This is a genomic window from Phocaeicola fibrisolvens (genome assembly GCF_025567125.1).
Lineage (GTDB): Bacteria > Bacteroidota > Bacteroidia > Bacteroidales > Bacteroidaceae > Phocaeicola > Phocaeicola fibrisolvens.
Genome location: NZ_JAOQJI010000022.1, coordinates 41,515 through 62,650, shown reverse-complemented (window position 1 = coordinate 62,650; position 21,136 = coordinate 41,515). Strand labels below are relative to the sequence as shown.

At 55.1% G+C, this 21,136-nt stretch carries 18 protein-coding genes; 9 read left to right on the top strand and 9 right to left on the bottom strand.

Features of this window, described 5'->3' with window-relative positions; genetic code table 11:
- Positions 1 to 187: 187 nt before the first annotated feature.
- The 6 genes from OCV81_RS10470 to OCV81_RS10445 all read left to right on the top strand — a co-directional run bounded on the left by OCV81_RS10470 (position 188) and on the right by OCV81_RS10445 (position 8,185).
- Positions 188 to 1,597 carry an undecaprenyl-phosphate glucose phosphotransferase gene (locus OCV81_RS10470; RefSeq protein WP_148329962.1) on the top strand — a complete coding sequence of 470 codons (1,410 nt, stop codon included), beginning with the start codon at positions 188 to 190 and terminating at the stop codon, positions 1,595 to 1,597.
- A 69-nt stretch (positions 1,598 to 1,666) separates the two neighbouring features.
- Entirely contained in the window at positions 1,667 to 2,209 is a 543-nt protein-coding gene (locus OCV81_RS10465; RefSeq protein WP_148329961.1) for a DUF3575 domain-containing protein, read from the top strand.
- Between the two features lie 15 nt (positions 2,210 to 2,224).
- The gene (locus tag OCV81_RS10460) at positions 2,225 to 4,480 is read left to right on the top strand and encodes a hypothetical protein (protein WP_148329960.1); all 2,256 of its coding nucleotides are present in this window, start codon (positions 2,225 to 2,227) and stop codon (positions 4,478 to 4,480) included.
- Between the two features lie 7 nt (positions 4,481 to 4,487).
- The gene (locus OCV81_RS10455) at positions 4,488 to 6,293 is read left to right on the top strand and encodes a hypothetical protein (protein ID WP_148329959.1); all 1,806 of its coding nucleotides are present in this window, start codon (positions 4,488 to 4,490) and stop codon (positions 6,291 to 6,293) included.
- Positions 6,294 to 6,419: 126 nt separating this feature from the next.
- The gene (locus OCV81_RS10450; RefSeq protein ID WP_148329958.1) at positions 6,420 to 7,607 is read left to right on the top strand and encodes an OmpA family protein; all 1,188 of its coding nucleotides are present in this window, start codon (positions 6,420 to 6,422) and stop codon (positions 7,605 to 7,607) included.
- Between the two features lie 122 nt (positions 7,608 to 7,729).
- Positions 7,730 to 8,185, top strand: coding sequence for a BT0820 family HAD-type phosphatase (locus tag OCV81_RS10445; protein WP_022353195.1), 456 nt, complete (start codon positions 7,730 to 7,732; stop codon positions 8,183 to 8,185).
- An 86-nt stretch (positions 8,186 to 8,271) separates the two neighbouring features.
- Here OCV81_RS10445 and OCV81_RS10440 read toward each other — a convergent pair whose 3' ends face one another.
- The 3 genes from OCV81_RS10440 to OCV81_RS10430 are packed head-to-tail and all read right to left on the bottom strand — an operon-like array spanning position 8,272 to position 10,760.
- Positions 8,272 to 9,459 (bottom strand): class I SAM-dependent rRNA methyltransferase, encoded by a 1,188-nt coding sequence (locus OCV81_RS10440; RefSeq protein ID WP_148329957.1) that lies wholly within the window; start codon positions 9,457 to 9,459, stop codon positions 8,272 to 8,274.
- A gap of 17 nt (positions 9,460 to 9,476) precedes the next feature.
- Positions 9,477 to 10,118, bottom strand: a complete 642-nt coding sequence (locus tag OCV81_RS10435; RefSeq protein WP_148329956.1) for a 3'-5' exonuclease — start codon at positions 10,116 to 10,118, stop codon at positions 9,477 to 9,479.
- 18 nt (positions 10,119 to 10,136) lie between these two features.
- A complete protein-coding gene (locus tag OCV81_RS10430; protein WP_148329955.1) occupies positions 10,137 to 10,760 on the bottom strand; it encodes a DUF5063 domain-containing protein in 624 nt (207 codons plus the stop codon).
- A 95-nt stretch (positions 10,761 to 10,855) separates the two neighbouring features.
- On the opposite strand from OCV81_RS10430, the gene OCV81_RS10425 reads away from it, so the two are divergent.
- Both OCV81_RS10425 and OCV81_RS10420 read left to right on the top strand, forming a co-directional pair.
- Positions 10,856 to 13,429, top strand: coding sequence for an FtsK/SpoIIIE family DNA translocase (locus tag OCV81_RS10425; RefSeq protein ID WP_148329954.1), 2,574 nt, complete (start codon positions 10,856 to 10,858; stop codon positions 13,427 to 13,429).
- A 41-nt stretch (positions 13,430 to 13,470) separates the two neighbouring features.
- Positions 13,471 to 14,079, top strand: coding sequence for a LolA family protein (locus OCV81_RS10420; protein ID WP_022353200.1), 609 nt, complete (start codon positions 13,471 to 13,473; stop codon positions 14,077 to 14,079).
- On the opposite strand, the gene OCV81_RS10415 is transcribed toward OCV81_RS10420, so the two are convergent.
- The 3 genes from OCV81_RS10415 to OCV81_RS10400 form a co-directional block, all read right to left on the bottom strand.
- Complete coding sequence (locus OCV81_RS10415) at positions 14,063 to 14,794, bottom strand: murein L,D-transpeptidase catalytic domain family protein (RefSeq protein WP_148329953.1); 732 nt, start codon at positions 14,792 to 14,794, stop codon at positions 14,063 to 14,065. The genes OCV81_RS10420 and OCV81_RS10415 overlap by 17 nt on opposite strands.
- Positions 14,795 to 14,881: 87 nt before the next feature.
- A complete protein-coding gene (locus OCV81_RS10410; RefSeq protein WP_148329952.1) occupies positions 14,882 to 15,913 on the bottom strand; it encodes a L,D-transpeptidase in 1,032 nt (343 codons plus the stop codon).
- Positions 15,914 to 16,314: 401 nt separating this feature from the next.
- Positions 16,315 to 16,917, bottom strand: coding sequence for an IMPACT family protein (locus tag OCV81_RS10400; RefSeq protein WP_072542364.1), 603 nt, complete (start codon positions 16,915 to 16,917; stop codon positions 16,315 to 16,317).
- Between the two features lie 136 nt (positions 16,918 to 17,053).
- Between OCV81_RS10400 and OCV81_RS10395 the strand changes: the two genes are divergently transcribed.
- Positions 17,054 to 18,550, top strand: coding sequence for an arylsulfatase (locus OCV81_RS10395; RefSeq protein ID WP_262640322.1), 1,497 nt, complete (start codon positions 17,054 to 17,056; stop codon positions 18,548 to 18,550).
- A gap of 164 nt (positions 18,551 to 18,714) precedes the next feature.
- Here OCV81_RS10395 and OCV81_RS10390 read toward each other — a convergent pair whose 3' ends face one another.
- From OCV81_RS10390 to OCV81_RS10380, 3 genes are read right to left on the bottom strand one after another with little or no spacing between them, the layout of a single operon-like run.
- A complete protein-coding gene (locus OCV81_RS10390) occupies positions 18,715 to 19,962 on the bottom strand; it encodes a DUF1015 domain-containing protein (RefSeq protein ID WP_148329950.1) in 1,248 nt (415 codons plus the stop codon).
- Entirely contained in the window at positions 19,949 to 20,155 is a 207-nt protein-coding gene (locus OCV81_RS10385; protein WP_148329949.1) for a hypothetical protein, read from the bottom strand. Before OCV81_RS10385 ends, OCV81_RS10390 begins: the two co-directional genes overlap by 14 nt.
- An 18-nt stretch (positions 20,156 to 20,173) precedes the next feature.
- Positions 20,174 to 21,097 carry an NAD(P)-dependent oxidoreductase gene (locus tag OCV81_RS10380; protein WP_148329948.1) on the bottom strand — a complete coding sequence of 308 codons (924 nt, stop codon included), beginning with the start codon at positions 21,095 to 21,097 and terminating at the stop codon, positions 20,174 to 20,176.
- Positions 21,098 to 21,136 lie beyond the last annotated feature (39 nt).

Genomic DNA, 21,136 nt, shown 5'->3' with positions numbered 1-21,136 from the left:
GATGAACGGATATAAAATTGTGCTTTTAAAGGCTATTTTTATGCTTTATAGGCTACCGGAATGTGAACGGGTATGCTCCGGAATATGCATTTGGGCAAAACTTCTTAATCATTTCGTTGGAAATCCTCCAAAGAATCTGTTACTTTGCAGCCAATCTGACTAATACACTAAAAATTACAAACTGCGTATGAGAACAAAATATGATTCGTACAATGGTTGGGTAAATCTGTTTATTGTAACCATAGAAACACTGATTACAGGAGGATTGTTCGATTTGTTGTTCCTCGCGACGGAAAACACGCCGTGGCACAACACTCTGATGGCACCCCACTTGCAGGTGATTTTGACAGTAATGTTATGTTATTTCATTTCGGGCATGCAAATCGGCGTCGTGCTCTACCGCCGGAAGGTGTTTGCCTACCAGATTCTGGGCAAGGTGCTCCGGAGCACGGTGTTCTTCGGCATCATGTCGGGCATCATCCTGGGCGTAGGAAAGTTCATGGATACGTGGTCGTTCTTCTACCTGAGCTTTCTGCTGCTGTTGTTTGTCTGCCTGGCCGTTTTCCGTATCCTGGCCCGGTGGGTGCTGAAAGAATACCGCTCCAAAGGAGGCAATGTGCGCTACGTGGTGCTGGTGGGCAGCTCGGAAAACAACCGGGAACTGTATTACGAACTGACAAGCCAGGACTGGACCGGATTCAGGGTGAAAGGGTATTTCGACTTCCAGCCGAACCCGGATTTCCCGAAAGAATGCCCGTACCTGGGCACGCCCCAGGAAACAATCCCATGGCTGGAGAAAGAGGGTAACACGCACTTTCTGTTCTGCTGTCTGCCTTCGCGGGAACACGCCATCATCCGGCCGATTATCAATTACTGCGAGAACCACCTGGTGCACTTCTACAGCGTGCCGAACATCTACAACTACCTGCACAACCGGGTGTACTTCAACATGATCGGCAACGTGCCTTTCCTGAGCCTGCGGCCGGACCCGCTGAGCCGGACAGGCAACAAGATGCTGAAACGGACGTTCGACATCGTGTTCTCCCTGCTCTTCCTGTGTACGTTCTTCCCCTTCATCCTGATTATCGTGACGATTATCACGAAGCTGACGATGCCGGGGCCGGTGTTCTTCAAGCAGAAACGAAACGGACTGAACGACAAGGAGTTCTACTGCTACAAGTTCCGCAGCATGAAGGTGAATGCCCAGGCGGATACGCTGCAGGCCACCAAGGATGACCCGCGCAAGACGCGCTGGGGAAACATCATGCGCAAGACGAACATCGACGAGCTGCCGCAGTTCATCAATGTGCTGAAAGGCGACATGAGCATCGTGGGCCCGCGCCCGCACATGCTGAAGCATACGGAAGAATATTCGAAACTAATCAACAAGTACATGGTGCGGCATTTCGTGAAGCCGGGCATCACGGGCTGGAGCCAGGTGACGGGCTACCGCGGCGAAACGAAAGAGCTGAAGGATATGGAGGGACGTATCCGCGGCGACATCTGGTACATCGAACACTGGACGTTCGGACTGGACCTGTTCATCATCTACAAGACCGTGGCCAATGCGCTGCATGGCGAAAAGAATGCCTACTGAGACAGTACGCGGCACCGAAACGAACTTAACGAAAACTACATAAATCAAAACAAAACAAGAATTTATTTTATGAAAAGGTTAACTAGGTGGGGGGTCCTGGGAGGGATGCTGCTCGCCGGCAGCGGTGCGGCTCAAGCCCAACTGGCTGCGGTGAAAACCAATGCATTGCTCTGGGGAAACCTGACACCCAATCTCTCGGTGGAACTGGTGACAGCTCCACGGTTCAGCCTGGAAGGGACTGTGTTTTACGGGCTGAACAAGAACCCGCTGGACGTGCAGCTCAAAGGAGCGCAGGCGGAAATCAGATACTGGATATCGGGAAGGCCGATGGCACGGTCGTTTGTCGGATTGTCAGTGAGCGGAATGAGGTACTTCGTAGCGCACGAAGGAACCACGCACCGCGGAGACGCTGCAGGACCGGGACTGACCTACGGGTATGCATGGCCGCTATGCAAACACTTCAACCTGGAATTCTCGGCCGGAGTCGGCGTGATGTGGTACAGAGAGAAAAAGTACGCCGAAGGTACGAATATGAACAAGGCGGAATACAACGCAAAGGGAATGAAGTACGTACCGACAGAGGTGGCTGTGACGTGCAGCTATGTGTTCTAAAAACAATCTGGACTTATGGATAAGAAATTGATATCGGGTATAGGTAAATACATACTGGTAGCGACGCTCACGGCGACTCCGGTGGCCGGATGGGCGCAACGCATGATTAAGGTAAGCGGCACGGTGTACAACATCGCCAACAAGAAGAAGGTGCCTTTCACGGACGCCGCGGTGTACATCTACAGCTGCAAGACAGTGGCAGAGGCAGAAGACCTGCAAGAAAACCTGGACAAGGATAACCTGAACATGTCCCTCTTTCTGGACGAAGGGCAACGGGTGGAAACGGATGCCAACGGGTATTACGAGATTCTGGTGCCCGACAACGGCGCCCTGGTGTTCAAACCGGGGCTGAGCAAGTCGGTGCTGGAGAAAGTGAACAACCGGATGAAGATTGACCTCGAGGTGGACGGAGGAATCCAGCTGCAGGAGGTAACTGTGACCGGAGAACTGAAACAGATTCAGCCGGAACCGAAGGCCAGCCGCCTGATGGGCAACCGGTTTTATCCGTACAACACGTTTGTGGTGCCGCGGCGGGAAGGAAACACGTATTCGCGCCTGGTAATCCAGCCGTATGTGCTGAACTGCGCGACCAACGACACCATCGGGTTTCTGAAGCCGCTGGTGTACGACGGAAAGGAATTCCACCGCACGCAAACCCGACTGATGGGATACGACCTGTCACGGGACCCGCTGGCACGCTTCGTCAATGACACCCCGCTGACCACGGACCGGATGACCATCGAATGGCAGGACACGCTGACCGTGCCCGACCCCAACGGGAGCTACAGCTGCTATGCCGATTTCAGCATAGAGACTTACCGCCGGGTACCGTTCCGGAAGACGTACCAGATTAATACGTGCGAGAACAAGCGGCCGCTGGGCTTCCTGGAATACGACCTGCTGGCCAAAGACCTGGACTTCCAGAAATACGCGGAAAAGGCACAGGTGGAAAAGCGCAACACGGAAGACAAGGTGGAACTGACCTTCGAAATCAACTCGGACCAACTGACCAACGACCCGAAGAACCGGCAGAACCTGCAGCTGATTGACGAGAAACTGAAAATGATTCTGAACGAACCGGGAGCCATGCTGAGGGAATTCCACGTGATGGGTACCTCCTCGCCGGAAGGGCAATACCAAAAGAACCTGGCCCTGGCGAGAAAACGTATGCTGAAAATCCAGCAGGAAGTAATCGGCAGCCTGCCGCGCAGCGTGGCCGAACGGACATACCAAAACCCGCAGGCAGAGGTGGCTTCGTGGAACGACGTGGCCGACCTGCTGGCACAGGACAGCCTGACCGACCTGTCACGCCGCATCCGGGAAGTGGTGGAAGCCCTGCCGGAACAGATGGACAAACAGGGACAGCGCGTCAGAGCCTTCCCGGAATACCGGGAGGTGATTGTGCCCTACCTGGAGAGACTGCGACAAGTGAAGTACCTGTGCCGCTACGACATCTACCGCGAACCGAACGACGAGGAGGTGATGCAGGCCTACCGGGAAAAGGGACTCAAGGGTACGTACACCCGCTATGAATACTGGAAGCTGCTGCAACTGCTGAAAGACGACCGGGAAATTGAGGCCGTGGCACGAAAGGCGTACGACGAATCGCTGGAAATGAAGCGTCCGTGGGTGCTGGCCGGCAACACGCTGGCGGTGCAGTACCTGAAACGGGACACCATCGACACGAAGGTGCTGGAACCGCTCATCAACCGCACGATTTTCACCGTGAACTATGAACGGAGAAACATCGACACGGGAAGAACGGAAATCATCAACCCGGTGGAAGTGGTGGTGAACCAGCTGTGCATGTACATCAAGGCGGGCGACTTCGAGAATGCCAGCGTGATGGCCAAACTGATTCCCGACGAATATACGGAATATGACCTGGTGAAAGCGTATGCCTGGGCCATGGGAGGCTACTTCCAGGGGGGAGACACACCCGAAGAACGGGCACGGGCCCAACGGACGTTTGAAACCATCTGTAACTCGTCGGTACAGAACCGGGTGGTGATGAATCTGGCCCTGGAAACACCGGCAGGCAACGACGAGGCGGAGAAGGCCTTAGAGGAAATGCCGGCCGACAAGGCGGTGACCTGGTACCTGAAGGCGGTGGTAGCGGCCCGGAAAGGCGACGCCGGCCTGACGGATGCAGCCATCTGCCTGGTGAGCTGCTTCAACAAGGATGCCAAGATGATTACCAAGGCACAAAATGACGGAGAGTTCAACAAGGATATCATAGAGACAGCGCTGGATATCTACAACAATCAGTAATAACATCATGAAATCGATCAAGAATTATTATATCGCGGCGGCCTGCTGCGCATGTGCCGTCCTGCCCGGCCACATGACTGCACAAGAAGCGAACGACAGTACGAAGGCGAATTTCTTCAATGCAATGGACTACATCCGCCAGAAACGATACATCCCCGAGGGCAGAAAGGTGGACCCGCAGGCCAAAGGACGGAACGTGTCGGTCTCGGCTTTCGGCGGGGCCAGCAAACTGGCTGGTGAAGGGTCCTGGATGCCGATGAGCAAGGAATTCGGGGTGTCTCTGACCAAGGATGTCACCTCGTTCAACAGCTACCGCCTGACCCTGGAGGGCGCACAGAACAAACAGATGAAACGGGGCGGCGTGGAAATTGCCCACCTCTTCCGCATCATGGATTACGTGTGGGGCTACAACGACCGGACGGCCTGGAACGTGGAAACGGTAATCGGACTGGGGGGATACACGACCCAGCTGACAAAGGACGACAGCCGGCATTATGCAGGGGCCCTCTTCGGGGGGCTGCACGTGAGCTACCTGCTGGGCAGCCACCTGGAGATGTTTGCCGAACCGCGTCTCAACCTCTTTACCGACGGCATTGACGGAAGAGATTCCCAAAAGAAATACGACCTCGGGGCACAGGCTGTGGTGGGACTGACCTACCGCTTTACGGGCATCCCGATGGACAACCTGCCCCGCCCCAACGCGGACGTGCTGGACAACCTGTTCTACGAATTCTATGTGGGCATTCAGGGAGACTACTCAGCCAGAGTCCGCCGGGCACCGCAGATGAACGGTCTGCTGGAACCCGTGGGACCGGCGATGGGTATAGGCATCGGAAAATGGTTCCTGCCGCTGGGAGTACGCGGTACGATTTTCGGAGGTCTTCACCGGACGGTGCCCGATGACGGCAAGATGGATACCCGCAAGGAGGTGTATGCCGGCCTGCGCCTGGAAGGAATGCTGAACCTGAACCGCCTGTTCAACTGCGGCGTGACCGACCCCAAACTGGAGGTCAACCTGACCGGCGGTGTGGAAGTGGGTGGCGTGGCCCACCGAGGAAAAACGTATGCCAAGAAAGTACGTCCCTTCATCGGCCCTACGGCGGGCGGACAGCTGCTGTATGCCGTGAACGACCGCATCGGCGTGTTCGGACAGGCCCGCTGGAGCCGGAACAACTACACACAGACGTTCGTGGGCGGCAGAAAGAGCCAGGACCGCAGAATGCAGAACCTGAGCGTGGAAATGGGTGTGCAATACAGACGACGGGCAGAAGACGTGAACAAGAAGGACATCTTCTTTGAGCCCTACAACTTTGCTTCGGTGGCCGTAGGGGCCAGCTACCCGATGCGTATCGGTGACACAAGACTGAAGAAGATGATGCACCACCTGGGACAACAGTTCAGCCTGAGCTACGGACGGAGATACAGCCAGTATGCGTCCGTGAGAGGGAACCTGGAAGTGGGACACCTCCAATACGGCAGAGGAGGACATACCTACCCGCTGACCCTCGGCGCAGACTACATGGTGGACTTCACGGCCCTGGCTGCGGGATACAACCGCGAACGAATCTGCACGGTGGAAGGGTTTGCCGGTATCCTGTACACACACCACGGAGCGGCCAGAAAGGACTACTTCGGCATGCAGGGCGGTCTGAAAGAAACCATCCGGGTAAACGACCGGTGGGGTATCTTTGCGGAAGAAGCCATGAGAGCATACAAAGGAGCCATCATCCCGGGGGCCAGAACCCTGACCAACGGAGAGTTCTCCCTGATGCCTTATGCCAACCTCGGCGTAAGCTACATTTTCTGGAAGTAATTTTTTTCTTGTGCCTCGAACATTTTGATTCGGTCACTTGTTATATTCTCAAACTTGCGTCCCCTTCCCTCCCGAAGGGGACGCAATAGATAAAACAGAAACGAATTTTACTAAACTATTGAGGATATGAATATGAAATCAATTTGCATGCTGGGCATCGCACTGATGACAGGAATGCATTTGTTCGCGCAAGACACGACAGTGAACAAGGAGAAAGCAGAAAAAACAGAAAAATACACGGTACAGACCAACCTGTTCGGAGACAACTGGTTTGCAGGGGTCAACGCAGGCGCGCAACTGTACATGGGCGACTACTTCAGCAAGGGAAAGGCAGGCAAGCTGATTACCCCGACCTTTGAGGTGAACGTAGGCAAATGGTTCACACCGGGCATCAGTCTGCGTGTGGGATTCGGTGGCTACCAGGCCAAGGGCTACTCGCTCAAGGACGGCGGTTTTGCCTACAAGCACGTGGACAGAGACCTGTATCGCACGAAATGGGGCATGCTTCACCTGCACACCGACGTGATGCTGAACCTGACCAACCTGATTTGCGGATACCGTGAGGACCGGGTGTACAACGCCATCCCGTACGTGGGAATCGGTTACCTGCGCGGCATCCAACACAAGGACAACGAGCTGAGCGGTACCGTGGGCTTCATCAACCGCTTCCGCCTGAACTCCGCATGGGACCTGAACCTGGAAGCACGAGGCACGGTGAACAACGACGTGCTGGACGGCATCCGCGGAGGAAAGAACATGGAAGGCTCGGTAGCCCTGATGGTGGGTGCCACCTACCGCTTCAAGGCCAGAGGATGGAACAAGGGCACGGGCATCTCGGCAGCCGAAATGCAGGCCGTACAGAGCCAGCTTCGCCAGATGCACGAAGAGAATGCGAGCCTGAGAGACCGCGTGAACACACTGGAGGAAGAGAAACGGCAGTCGCAGCCGGCCACACCGGTGATGACCCCCGACCACAAGCTGCAGGATGCCATGGAATATACGGCTTTCTTCGACATCAACAAGGCGTACCTGAGCCAGAAAGAGGCCGTAAACCTGGAGGCGTATGCCCACCTGATCAAGAAATATCCGGAAAACCGCTTCGTGATTACGGGCTATGCCGACAAGCAGACGGGCAGCCAGGCCTTCAACGAGCGACTGAGCCAGCTGAGAGCGGAAGCCGTGTACAACACGCTGGTGGACAAATACGGAGTGAACAAGGACCAGCTGATTCTGGAGCACAAGGGCGGCGTGGACACGATGTTCCACGAAAATCCGCGACTGAGCCGTGCGGCCATTATCCGGATGGTAAAGTAACAGAAGAAGTATCATAACAGAATATGAGAAAGAAAAATGCAGGAATCCACAACGGATTTCTGCATTTCTTTTTCTACTTTTGCAGCGGAATATTTAGGTACATTTCTTAAACTGAAACAAATATGATCATAGCTGTGGACTTTGACGGGACGATTGTGGAACACCGCTACCCGGAAATCGGCAAGGAAATTCCGTTTGCCATCGAGACACTGAAGATGCTGCAAAGGGAGGGACACCGCCTGATTCTGTGGTCGGTGAGAGAAGACAAACTACTGGAAGAGGCGGTGGAGTTCTGCCGCCAGCGGGGACTGGAGTTTTATGCCGTAAATACGAATTATCCGGAGGAGAAGTCGGGACACGAGCACTTTTCGCGGAAGCTGAAGGCGGATGTGTTCATCGACGACCGTAACCTGGGCGGACTTTTCGACTGGGGAAGTATCTACCGGATTATCCACAACCGCATCAAGCTGGCCGACCTGGTGGAGGAAGCCTTGAACGAGAAGCTGGGCGAAGTGGAAGAAAGACGCATGGAGAAGAAAAAGAAAAAACAGGGACTGCTGGGCAAGCTGTTCGGCTGACAGGGGTCCGGATACAGAAAAAGCTGTTTCACTGGCGGAGGGTCCGCACGGGAAACAGCTTTTTTTATGTCGGTTCCAGACGAGGGTTATTCCACGTAGAGCACCAGTCCCTTGAGGTATTCGCCTTCGGGATGGTAGATGTTGACCGGATGGTCGCCGGGCTGCGTGAGCTGGTGAAGGATGCGCACGCTGCCTCCGCTCTGGGCGGCGGCGGTGAACACGGCATTGCGGAAGTCCTGCTTGCTGACTACCTGTGAGCAGGAGAAGGTAAAGAGAATGCCGCCCGGACGGATTTTCTCGAAGGCCTTGGCGTTGAGCTTGGTGTAGCCGCGCAAGGCATTGCGGAGTGCGTCGCGGTGCTTGGCAAAGGCCGGCGGGTCGAGGATAATCAGGTCGTACTGGTCGCCCATGCGGTCGAGGAACTTGAAGGCATCTTCGGCAAAGGCCTGGTGACGGGTGTCGCCGGGGAAGTTGAGGGCCACGTTCTCGTTGGTCAGGTCGATGGCCTTGGCGGAGCTGTCCACGGAGTGCACCAGATTGGCCCCACCGCGCATAGCATAGAACGAGAAGCCGCCGGTGTAGCAGAACATGTTGAGCACGTTGCGGCCCTTGGCATAGCGTTCGAGCAGGGCACGGTTCTCACGCTGGTCGACGAAGAAGCCGGTCTTCTGCCCCTTGAGCCAGTCGACATGGAACTTCAGCCCGTTTTCCATGGCCACGTTCTCCGGGCTGCCTCCCTTGAGGAAGCCGTTTTCGGTAGCCAGCAAATCGGCCTTGAAAGGCAGGGTGGTTTCCGACTTGTAATAAATGTGCTGGATGACATCGCCCATCACCTCTTCGAGGGCATCGGCCACGGCCATGCGGTCGAGGTGCATGCCGGCAGAGTGTGCCTGCATGACGGCGGTATGGTCGTACACGTCGATGATGAGTCCGGGGAGGTTATCGCCTTCCCCATGCACCAGACGGTACGTGTTGTTGCGGGGATTGCCAATCAGGCCCAGGGCACAGCGGAGGTCCTTGGCCACCTGCAGACGGCGCACCCAGTAGTCATGGTCGATGGGTTCCTGGCGGAACGACAGCACACGCACGGCGATGCTGCCTATCTGGAAATGTCCGCAGGCAATGAACTCTTTCTTCGAGGTATAGACATCGACCACCTCACCTTCTTCCGGCTCTCCTTCCACGCGGGCAATGGCACCGGAAAAGACCCAGGGGTGAAAACGCTTGAGCGATTCTTCCTTCCCGGGTTTGAGAAATACTTTCTTGTAGCTCATTTGTATGGTTTAAGTTGTTAATCGTCGAGAATGTTTTCGGGGGCTTCGGGACGTATCACGCGGTATTTGCCGGTGCTGCGAAGCTCTTCCAGGTATTCATAGATGCGGACGCAGGCCCAGGCGTCGGTGGCGGCATAGAGCTGCTGTGCCTCGGTCAGGGTGTCGGCCTCCCAGTTGGACAGGCGCTGGCTCTTGGAAATCTTTTCGTGGAAAAGGAGGGCGTAAATCTTCTGCAAGCTCTTTTCCTCGAGTCCGAAAGCCGTGACATAGTCCTGCAGTTCCACCCAGTTGCCGGTGCGCGGGTCCTTGCGGTTGCGACGGCGCAGCATGGCGAAATCGTCCTTCAGCGAGAGGCCGATTTTCAGCACGTCGTTCTGCAGAAAGTCTTCGAGGAAGTCGGGCAGGCCCAGGTGGTTCAGGCGAAAGAGGAAGCAGGTGTCGTAAGTGGAGACCTGCAGCAGGGCCACCTTGTTGACGGTCCCCTTCCGGAACGACGGACGGGTTTCGGTATCGATGCCCACCAGTACATGCGTGTTGAGGTAGTCGATGGCCTTGCGGGCATCCGCCTCGGTATAAATTATAAAAATGCGGCCGGGAAAAGAAACTTTGGGCAGTTCGGCAACCATTTTCTTGTCTATCTTGCTCTGTATTTCTACCATTCGATTCGCATTTGAGGGTTATTCATCGTCGTCGCCCATGTCCAGGCCTTTGTATAATTCTTCTTCGGTGCAGTTGTCTTCATAAAGGGGAGATGATTCTTCTTCCGTTTCCTCGCCGTGTGCCAGCTGACGGTATTTCACGTCGTGGAGAGCCCGCATCACGTTCACCAGGCGCTGTCCCCAGAACTCGGCAAACAGTTCGCGGCAGATGGCCAGCGAGTCGTTCATGGTCTGCTCCAGTCCGAGCTGGAACACGCAGATGAAATCCTTGAGGGGCTGGTAAATGTCGGCCAGGCATTCGGAAATATTCTGATGGATGGGCGTATCGCTGTAGGCCATGTCGTCGAGGAAGACTTCGAGGAAATCGTCGTATTCGCCCAGAAGAGAGGCGACCGAACTCCGCACCACCTCATAGTCGGTCTCGGTGACAAAGGTCTCGGGGTCGGATTCTTCCATCCGCTCACAGGCGGGAAGCAGCGAAGCCTTCAGGTATAAAAGAGGTAAGAGTTTCAGGGATTTGTCGACAAAATCACGGCGCTTCATGTCGGAAACCCGTTCCATAAAACCGCAAAATTCGGCGGCCACGGTCACAAACTCGACCGCATTTTTATCGAATATCACTTGTGAATTGTTTTCTTCCATAATCACGCTAATTGAAGCGCAAAGGTATAAAAAAAATTTCTCAGTTCTAGTTTTATTCGTACATTTGCATGAATGTTTAGCTAATTTCAATCGTCATGCAAACAAAAAAAACAGATACAAGCAAGAGCGCAAAGGCGGCATCCATGGCCGGAAAAACATGGACCCTGTTGAAAAGTGAGACTACTTCATTCGTTATCGGACTGCTGTGTGTCATCTTCGGAGTGTACATGCTGCTGGCCTTCAGTTCCTTCTTTTTCACCGGAGGAAACGACCAGAGCATCCTGACGCATCCCAACCCGTCGGAACTGCTGGAGACCGGCAACCGGATTCAGAACTACGCAGGAGCGCGGGGAGCCCAGCTGGCACAGTTCCTTATCAACGACTGCTTCGGCATACCGGCTTACTGCATCATCGTTTTCCTGGTGGTGGCCGGCATGAAGCTGATGAAAGCCTACCAGTTCCGCATCCGTTACTGGTTCGTGGGGTGTGCCACGGTGATGATCTGGCTTTCCGTCACGCTGGGATTCGCCTTTGAAGGTATGTTTGAAGACTCCTTTATTTATCCGGGGGGACTGCACGGATACAACATCAGCCGCTGGATTTGTTCGCAAATCGGGGCACCGGGACTGATACTGTTGCTGCTGGTGGTGGCCGTATGCTTCGCCGTGGCACTGACCAGCCGGACCATGGGAGTGGTGAGAAAGGCCCTGCATCCCACGATGAAGCGTGAGGACGGCGCGGCTGCCGACACTCCGCAGGTGGAAACGAAGGTTCGCCAGGAGCCCGTGAAAGAGGAAGTCGTCAGTGTCCCAGTGACCGAGCCGGAAGAAGAGAAGGAAGAAAAGAAAGAAAGTTTCTGGAAGAGCTGGACGCACCGCAAACGGAAGGACAAGGCACCAGAAGCGGACAAGAAAGCGGAGGATGCGGTGAAGGCTCCGGAAAGCCAGCCGGAAGCTCAGCCGGAAATGCCGAAGGAGGCCGACGAACAGCCGAAGACCATCGACCTGCCCATTGAACCGGAAGAAAAAGACGAAGACCACCCTTTTGAGGTGGAGCCGGTCCGGAAGGAAGCACAGCCTGAAGAGGAACCGGCGTTTGAGGTGAGCAACGACACCAAGGAAGAAGACCAGGCCTACAAGGGCGACCTCACCCAACCGTACAACCCGCGGCTGGACCTGGAGTTCTACCACTTCCCTACCCTCGACTTGCTGAACACGTACCAGAACGAGGAGCCGGACATCGACATGGAGGAACAGAATGCCAACAAGAACCGCATCATCAAGGTGCTGCGCAGCTTCGGCATCGAAATCAGTTCCATCAAGGCGAGTGTGGGTCCGACCATCACCTTATATGAAATCACGCCGGCCGAAGGGGTGCGCATCTCGAAAATCCGCAACCTGGAAGACGACATCGCCCTGAGCCTTTCAGCACTGGGTATCCGTATCATCGCCCCGATTCCGGGCAAGGGTACCATCGGTATCGAGGTGCCGAACGCCAACCCGCACATCGTGCCGATGAGTTCCATCCTGGCCAGCAAGAAGTTCCAGGAAACCACCTACGACCTGCCGGTGGCCCTGGGTAAGACCATCACCAACGAGGTGTTCATGGTGGATTTGGCCAAAGCGCCCCACATGCTGGTGGCCGGTGCCACGGGTCAAGGTAAGTCGGTCGGTCTGAATGCCATCGTGACTTCCCTGCTCTACAAGAAGCACCCGAGCGAACTGAAGTTCGTCATCATCGACCCGAAGAAGGTGGAATTTGCCATCTATGCGCCGATTGAGCGTCACTTCCTGGCCAAGCTGCCCGACGGCGGCGACGCCATCATCACCGACGTGACGAAGGTGGTGCAGACGCTGAACTCGCTGTGTGTGGAAATGGACAACCGTTACAAGCTCCTGCAGAGTGCGGGCTGCCGTAACATCAAGGAATACAATGCGAAATTCATCAACCGCCAACTGAATCCGGAGAACGGACATCGCTTCCTGCCCTACATCGTCATCATCATTGATGAGTTCGGTGACTTGATCATGACCGCCGGCAAGGAAGTGGAACTGCCTATCTGCCGTATCGCCCAGCTGGCCCGTGCGGTGGGTATCCATGCCATCATCGCCACCCAGCGTCCGACCACGAACATCATCACGGGTACCATCAAGGCGAACTTCCCGGCACGTGTGGCCTTCCGTGTGGCTTCCATGATGGACTCACGTACCATCCTCGACCGTCCGGGTGCCCAGCAATTGATTGGTAAGGGAGATATGCTCTACCTGCAAGGCAACGATCCGGTGCGTGTGCAGTGTGCCTTTGTCGACACGCCGGAAGTGGAACGCATCGCGGCCTTCATCGGCAAGCAGCAGGGGTATCCGACGGCCTTCATGCTGCCGGAATACGTGGACGAGAATGCCGAAGCGAGTGGCAGTGCGGCCGATGTGGACATGAACCGTCTCGACCCGCTCTTCGAAGAAGCAGCCCGCCTGGTCATCTACCACCAGCAGGGTTCCACCTCGCTGATTCAGCGTAAGTTCTCCATCGGTTACAACCGCGCCGGACGCATCATGGACCAGCTGGAGAAAGCGGGTATCGTGGGACCGGCCAACGGCAGCAAGGCGCGCGACGTGCTCTGCATGGACGAAAACGACTTACAAATGAGAATGAGCAGCCTGAAAGACTGACGGGCTGCCCTTATCCGTACAACTTAGTAAACTGATTGGATATGAAAAAGATTTTTCTGGTCATCCTGCTGATGGGTATCGCCCTGTGCCGGGCCGCAGCACAGCAGGACGCAAAAGCGGAAAGCATCTTGAACAAGATGGCAGAGAGTTACCAGAAGGCGGGCGGTATCAGCCTGAGCTTCGGAGGTACGCAAAGCGGCAACCTGCTGCTGAAAGGCAACAAGTTTTACCTGGAGAGCGGGGGTATCCAGACGTGGTTCGACGGCAAGACGCAATGGAGCTACGTGGAGCAGAACGAAGAGGTGAACGTGTCCACCCCTACCCCGGAGGAATTGCAGAGCGTCAATCCGTATGCCCTGGTGACGACCTACAAGAAAAGCTTCAACTACCGCTATGTGGGTGAAAAGACCCGCCAAGGCAAACGGGGACAGGAAATCATCCTCACGCCCAAGGCTTCACAGGATGTGAAAAGCATCACGCTGAATGTAAAGGAAAACGGTTCGCCCGTCTACATTGCCATCCAGCTGCAGAACGGCGAGAAACAGGAGTTTCAGATTTCTTCCTACCGCACGGGAGTGAACCTGCCCGATGCGACGTTCCGCTTCAACAAACAGAAGTATCCGAAAGCGGAAATCATTGATTTACGATAACATTGACATCCGAGTCGCTCAGAATCGAACTCTGGGCCAGGTAAGAGGGGGTTTCGGCATAGATATACATGACGCTGCCCCCTTTTATCGTATCAATAATGGGACGTGCCACGGAGGTAGGAAGGGCCGGACAGCCGAAACTGCGTCCCAGGCGTCCGCCACGCTTGGCGACAGACGGGTCGGCATAGGCTGCTCCATGCACCACGATGGCCCGCTCACGAGCCCGGTCGTTGATGCCTTTCTCCAGTCCGTCGAGCACCAGCGAATAGCCGTTCTTCCCCTGATAGGTAGAGGCCGTCAGGTAGAAACCCAGCGAACTTTTATAGGAACCGTATTCATTGGAGAATGAAGTGGCGTAATTCCCTCCGCTGTTCTTCCCGTGCGAAACGACCGACGAATAGAGCATCCGACGATGCTTCATGTCGAACACGTAGAGCCGTTTTTCCGTGGAAGGTTTCGAGAAATCAATCAGGGTCAGCACCTCACGTTTCCGTCCCTTGATGCGGTTGTAGCCCGTCACTGCCAGCTTGAACGCCTTCCAGTTGACCACTCCTTCCAGCTGCATGGCGTGGTAGAGCGACGTCACCTCGTCGGTTGCCTTCACCGAAGCCGCCGGGTTTTCAGGAGAAACACACTCCCCTTCCGCCGTGAAATACGCGCAGGGGAAAGACAGAAAAAGTGCAGAGAAAATAAGTTTCAATTTCGAATTTCGCATGATTATAGACCACCTAAGAATATTCGGCGGCAAAGGTACGGATTTTTCGGGCATTCCGATTCCGAAAGAGAGTTAATTTTATAGAAATCACTCAATTACGATGACCAGTGCCCGTTCCGTCGGAGCCCAGTCGTAAACGAACTTGGCATGCGAGGTGGCATTCCGCACACACATGTGCGAACGGGGTGTGGTGCCCAGCGACCAGCTGTACTCAATCATGGCTGTCCGCGGCACGTTGACCGGTACGCCGTGGATATAGGCCCCGTTGGTGAAACGGCTTGCATAGGGTGCATAGCCTCCGGTGGCCGAGGAACCGTCTTTCAGGAAGACCATGCGCAACTTCTTCTCCTGCAATACGAACATGCCGAGAGGGGTTTCCTGCGCATACGGCGGACGGTGCATCCCCGTAGTGGCCGGATTCATGCTGCGGATGGCCCAGGTACCTTCTTCCAGTCGTTCCAGCGTGGCGATGTTCTGGTCGCCCCGGTCTACCACCACCACATGATGAAACGCCGTGCTGTCGGCCAGCAACTTGACATAGCGGCGAGGCACCAGCCATTCTCCCTCGATGCTCACCGGCGACACCCGGTAGAATCCTCCGTTCTCGCCCCGCATGGAAACCAAGGCCCCGTCGCGTCCGTAGCGTTCCGGCACCAGCGTATCGGTCGGCAGGTAAAGCGGCACCGACTGGTAGCGCTCCACGCCCAGCGTATCGGCAATGCGGCGGTACACGTTACGCACATAGCTCTTCACCAGCGGCGCTTCCTGGTTCCGGTTCTTGTAGTTCTGGAAAACGGCCCAGCGGGCGGCCTCGTATTGCAGGTTCTCGATGAAGGCCAGACACTTGCGAATCACGTCCCACTTGAACGAGCGCACCGTGTCCTGATACGGATATTCATCCTTCAAGGTATATTTGTCGAAAAGCAGTTCTTTGACCAAAATGATGTCGGCGCCCGTCAACGGTTTGCGCTCAAACGGGAGCACCGCTTCCACACTGTCCGGCGCTGCCTCTTCCGACACCACCGACTGTTCCACAGGCTGTACCAAGCCACGATCTGCTTCCTCCCTGCATCCGAAAAGAAGACAAACAAAGAAAATAAGGCCAGCCAGATGTTTCATAAGAAAAGATTAAAAGGTTTGAACAAAGGTAATAAAATTTATTAAAAAAACAGCAGGAAACAGCAAAAAATCAGCACTTTCAGTGAAGAAAAATCCCGATTTCAATTCCATCTACCCGTTATTTATCCACGAAATAGGCGGTTTCCATTTCCTTCCGCCGCGCACGGAGCTTCCTCCTCCTCGATTGACGGATGCGAAGCCGCAGCAGGTTGTTATTCATCCACGAAACGGGCCGTCTCTACCTTCTCCAACCGCGCGCGGAGCTTCCTCCTCATCGATTGGCGGATGCGCAGACGCAGCAGGCTGTCACTCGTCCACGAAACGGGCCGTCTCTACCTTCTTCCACCGCGCACGGAGCTTACCTCCTCATCGATTGGCGGATGTGCAGACTCATCAGGTTGTTATTCATCCACGAAACGGGCCGTCTCTACCTTCTCCAACCGCGCGCGGAGCTTACCCATCATCGACTTGCGGATGCGCAGCCGCATCAGGCAGTCCATATCGTACGACTGTTCCAGAATCTCGGGCGATTCCTCCTTGACGATGCGCATGATGTCGTTCATGAAAGGATATTCGAACGCCACGGCCACCTCCTCGTCGACGGTCTTCTCAAGCACCGGAGCCTCCTCCAGCGCCAGGGCCGCCGCCGTGCGGTACGCCACAATCAGTCCGCTCGTGCCCAGCTTGATACCCCCAAAATAGCGCACCACGATGACCAGCACGTCGGTCAGCTCGTGCGAGTTGATTTGTCCCAGAATCGGCTTGCCCGCCGTTCCCGAAGGCTCCCCGTTGTCGTTCGCCCGGAAATCCTTCCGTTCCGGCCCCAGCATGTAAGCATAACACACGTGGCGCGCGTCGTAGTATTTCTTCTGGTACTCCTCCAGGAGCGACTTGACTTCGGTCAGGGTGCGCACCGGCAACGCGATGGCGATAAACTTGCTGCGCTTCTCGGTATAAATGGCCTCGGCACGCGCTCCAATGGTCTTATAGGTATCGTCTTGCATGGCTTTTGTCTTTTTTCAGGACGCAAATTTAGTGATTTTTCGCTCATCTTTGCCCCGAAAGCACTATCTTTGTCCACAACATTAACCCCTTTAAGAAACTAATGGCATGAAAAAATTACAGAAACTGACTTACTGCATGGGGCTGGCGGCCCTAGCTGCTCCTCATGCACAAGCCGCCACTCCCGCTTCCGAGAAACCCAACATTATCTTTATTCTTTGCGACGACATGGGCTACGGCGATTTAGGCTGCTACGGACAACCTTTCATCCAGACTCCCTGCATCGACCAGATGGCCCGCGAAGGCATGCGTTTCACCCAGGCCTACGCCGGAAGTCCCGTGAGTGCTCCGTCGCGCGCCAGCCTGATGACCGGCCAGCACAGTGGACACGGCCACGTGAGAGGCAACAAGGAATACTGGAGCGGCGAGGTGTGGTACGGACAGAACAAGGAATATGCCGTGACGGGACAGGAACCCTACGACCCGCAGCACATCATCCTGCCGGAAATCATGAAGAAGAACGGCTATACCACCGGCATGTTCGGCAAATGGGCAGGCGGCTACGAAGGCTCGACCTCCACTCCCGACAAGCGCGGCGTGGACGAATACTTCGGCTACATGTGCCAGTTCCAGGCGCACCTCTACTACCCGAACTTCCTGAACAGTTACAGCCGGGCTGCAGGCGACACGGCCGTGACCCGCATCATCCTAGAAGACAACATCCGCTATCCGATGAGTGGCGATGACTACTTCAAGCGTACGCAATACTCGGCCGACCTCATTCACCGCAAGGCCTTGGAATGGCTCGACAAGCAGGACGCTTCCCAGCCTTTCTACGGTTTCTTCACCTATACCCTTCCGCACGCCGAACTGGCCCAGCCCAACGACTCCCTCCTGAAGAAATACAAGCAGAAATTCTTTGAAGACAAGACCTGGGGCGGACAGGCCGGCTCCCGCTACAATGCCAGCGACCATACTCACGCCCAGTTTGCCGGCATGATTAACCGACTGGATACCTACGTGGGCGAAATCCTGGCCAAGCTGAAGGAAAAAGGTCTCGACGAGAATACGATTGTGATTTTCAGCAGTGACAACGGTCCTCACGAAGAAGGCGGGGCCGACCCGACATTCTTCGGACGCGACGGCAAGCTGCGCGGCCTGAAACGCCAGTGCTACGAAGGCGGTATCCGCATCCCGTTCATCGTCCGTTGGCCGGGCAAGGTGAAAGCCGGTACCGTGAACGACCATCAACTGGCCTTCTACGACATTATGCCGACGTTCTGCGAACTGGTGGGCGACAAGCGTTTCCCGAAGAAATACCTGAACAAGAAACTGGAAGGCGACTGTTTCGACGGCATCTCCTTCGCCCCCACCCTGCTGGGGAATGACGCCATCCAGAAGTCGCACGACTTCCTCTACTGGGAGTTCCACGAAACCGACCAGATTGGTCTCCGCATGGGCGACTGGAAGATGGTAGTAAAGAAGGGCGTGCCTCATCTCTATAACCTGGCCGACGACATCCACGAAGACCACGACGTGGCTGCCCAGCATCCGGAGCTCGTGGACCAGATGAAGCAGGTCATCCTGCGCGAACACCGTCCGAACGACCTGTTCCCCGTGACCTTGCCGAAATAAGGCAACAAAAAATCCTCTTGTTTCCAGCCGTCCCTAAGAAATACACGACTAAAACAAGAGGATGAAAAAATGATAACATATATCATCAGGGCTGTTCCTCTTTCACGAGGCCACAGCCCTTGATTTCTTTCTATAGGAGCATCTATCACTCCAGCTTATGCATCTCACTCCAATTTGTGAATCACCAATCCCGAACGCAGTTTCGGTTCGAACCAGGTGGTTTTCGGCGGCATGATGTTGCCTGTATCGGCAATGTCCATCAGCTGCTTCATGGACACCGGATAGAGAGCCAGCGCCATCTTCATCTCGCCGCTGTCCACCCGTTTCTTCAGTTCACCCAGTCCGCGGATACCGCCCACGAAATCGATGCGTTTGTCCGAACGCAAGTCCTTAATGCCGAGAATCTCGTCCAAAATCAGGTTCGAGGAAATCGTCACGTCGAGCACCCCAATCGGGTCGTGGTCGTCGTACGTGCCCGGTTTGGCCGTCAGACTGTACCACTTGCCATCCAGATATAATGAGAAGTTATGCAGGGCCGCCGGCTTGTAGATGTCCGTTCCCTTTTCCTCCACCACGAAGTTCTTCTTCAGCGCCTCCAGGAACTCCTGCGGCGTCAGCCCGTTCAAGTCCTTCACCACCCGGTTGTAGTCAATGATGGTGAGCTGCTCGGCCGGGAAACACACTGCCATGAAGTAATTGTATTCCTCGTCGCCCCGGTGGTTCGGATTCTGGGCCGCCTTTTCAGCCCCCACCAGCGCCGCTGCCGCACTCCGGTGATGTCCGTCGGCAATGTAGAGCGAAGGCATCTCCTTGAACGCCTCCGTGATTGTGGCGATGTCCTTGTCGCCGTCAATCACCCAGAACTGATGGCCGAAGCCGTCGTCGGGTGCCACGAAATCATACACCGGCTTCTGCGCCGTATATTTCGCCACCACCGCATCGAGCACCTTGCTTTCCGGGTAAGCGAAGAACACCGGTTCGATGTTCGCATTGTTCACCCGTACATGCTTCATGCGATCCTCTTCCTTGTCGCGTCGCGTCAGCTCATGCTTCTTGATTACTCCGTTCATGTAGTCGGGCACGTAAGCCCCCACCACCAAACCATACTGCGTCTTGCCGTTCATGGTCTGGGCATAAATATAATAACACGGTTTGTCGTCCTGCACCAGCCAGCCCTTTTCCTGGAACATACGGAAGTTCTCCACCGCCTTGTCGTACACCCGCGGGTCGTGCTCGTCGGTACCTTCCGGGAAGTCAATCTCCGGCTTGATGATGTGATACAATGATTTCTCGTTGCCTTTCGCCTCTTCGCGGGCCTCAGCCGAGTTCAACACGTCGTAAGGACGGGAAGCCACCTGCTCCACCAGCTCCTTCGGCGGACGAAGTCCTTTAAATGGTTTAACTGTTGCCATAATGCTTGAAATTTCGTTTGAAAAACAATACCAACGTCCGTAACGCATAAAGTAAACATGCCAGTGCCATACCGCACAGAAAACCCTGCCAGAAGTCATCCAGAAACGACCTGCACAACGTATTCACCAGCAGCAAGGAACTGCCCATTCCCAACGGAATCAGCAAATGCCGTTCGTCACTCGTCAGTTTCATTTATGCGTAAAACAGGAGTTATTTTTTATTTACACGGAATTTCTCACAACCATCCTTCAGGAAGCCCACAATCTGACGGGCCGCTGCGATGCCGGCATTGATATTCGCCTCTGCCGTCTGTGCACCCATCTTCTTCGGCGTAGAGAAATAACGTCCCGGGAATTTGGCCGCAAATTCTTCATTGGCCACCGGCATGATGTCGGTCACATACTTCAGGTCCGGACGGTCTTCCATCAGCTTGATCAGTTCCGCCTCGTTGATGACCTCCTTGCGGGCTGTATTCACCAGCAGACCGTTTTTCGGCATCCGGTTCACCAAATCATAATTAATCGAGTTCTTGGTTTCGGCAGTGGCCGGAATGTGCAGAGACACCACGTTGCAGGTGGCATACAGTTCTTCGGCTGAATCCACCGGTTTCACGCCGTCGGCCTCCATCGCCTCTTTCGGGCAGTAGGCATCGTATGCATAGATGTCCATGCCGAATCCCTTGGCGATACGTGCCACATTGCGTCCCACGTTGCCATACGCATGAATACCCAGCTTCTTGCCCTTCAGTTCCGTGCCCGACTTGCCGTCGTAGAAGTTACGCACCGCCATCACCATCATGCCGAAAGCCAGTTCGGCCACCGCATTCGAGTTCTGACCCGGGGTATTCATCACGCAAACCCCGTGCGCCGTAGCCGCCTCCAGATCCACATTGTCGTATCCCGCGCCGGCACGCACCACGATTTTCAGTTCCTTCGCCGCATCCAGCACCTCCTTGTCGATGATATCACTGCGGATAATCACCGCATTCGCATCCTTCACCGCATCGAGCAACTGCTGTTTGTCGGTATATTTCTCCAGCAAAGCCAGTTCATAGCCTGCACCTTCTATCTCTTTCCGGATACCGTCTACTGCCACTTTGGCAAACGGTTTCTCTGTCGCAACCAATACTTTCATAATATTCGATTTTAAAGAAAACAAGGACGTGTTTTTGTA

Bases quoted from the DNA above. Each gene is read 5' to 3' on its own strand.
- OCV81_RS10415 (WP_148329953.1), bottom strand. From the start codon at position 14,794: ATGCGAAATTCGAAATTGAAACTTATTTTCTCTGCACTTTTTCTGTCT.
- OCV81_RS10385 (WP_148329949.1), bottom strand. From the start codon at position 20,155: ATGAAACTGACGAGTGACGAACGGCATTTGCTGATTCCGTTGGGAATG.
- OCV81_RS10380 (WP_148329948.1), bottom strand. From the start codon at position 21,097: ATGAAAGTATTGGTTGCGACAGAGAAACCGTTTGCCAAAGTGGCAGTA.
- OCV81_RS10395 (WP_262640322.1), top strand. From the start codon at position 17,054: ATGGGGCTGGCGGCCCTAGCTGCTCCTCATGCACAAGCCGCCACTCCC.
- OCV81_RS10400 (WP_072542364.1), bottom strand. From the start codon at position 16,917: ATGCAAGACGATACCTATAAGACCATTGGAGCGCGTGCCGAGGCCATT.
- OCV81_RS10445 (WP_022353195.1), top strand. From the start codon at position 7,730: ATGATCATAGCTGTGGACTTTGACGGGACGATTGTGGAACACCGCTAC.
- OCV81_RS10465 (WP_148329961.1), top strand. From the start codon at position 1,667: ATGAAAAGGTTAACTAGGTGGGGGGTCCTGGGAGGGATGCTGCTCGCC.
- OCV81_RS10430 (WP_148329955.1), bottom strand. From the start codon at position 10,760: ATGGAAGAAAACAATTCACAAGTGATATTCGATAAAAATGCGGTCGAG.
- OCV81_RS10410 (WP_148329952.1), bottom strand. From the start codon at position 15,913: ATGAAACATCTGGCTGGCCTTATTTTCTTTGTTTGTCTTCTTTTCGGA.
- OCV81_RS10435 (WP_148329956.1), bottom strand. From the start codon at position 10,118: ATGGTAGAAATACAGAGCAAGATAGACAAGAAAATGGTTGCCGAACTG.
- OCV81_RS10450 (WP_148329958.1), top strand. From the start codon at position 6,420: ATGAATATGAAATCAATTTGCATGCTGGGCATCGCACTGATGACAGGA.
- OCV81_RS10460 (WP_148329960.1), top strand. From the start codon at position 2,225: ATGGATAAGAAATTGATATCGGGTATAGGTAAATACATACTGGTAGCG.
- OCV81_RS10455 (WP_148329959.1), top strand. From the start codon at position 4,488: ATGAAATCGATCAAGAATTATTATATCGCGGCGGCCTGCTGCGCATGT.
- OCV81_RS10420 (WP_022353200.1), top strand. From the start codon at position 13,471: ATGAAAAAGATTTTTCTGGTCATCCTGCTGATGGGTATCGCCCTGTGC.
- OCV81_RS10440 (WP_148329957.1), bottom strand. From the start codon at position 9,459: ATGAGCTACAAGAAAGTATTTCTCAAACCCGGGAAGGAAGAATCGCTC.
- OCV81_RS10390 (WP_148329950.1), bottom strand. From the start codon at position 19,962: ATGGCAACAGTTAAACCATTTAAAGGACTTCGTCCGCCGAAGGAGCTG.
- OCV81_RS10425 (WP_148329954.1), top strand. From the start codon at position 10,856: ATGCAAACAAAAAAAACAGATACAAGCAAGAGCGCAAAGGCGGCATCC.
- OCV81_RS10470 (WP_148329962.1), top strand. From the start codon at position 188: ATGAGAACAAAATATGATTCGTACAATGGTTGGGTAAATCTGTTTATT.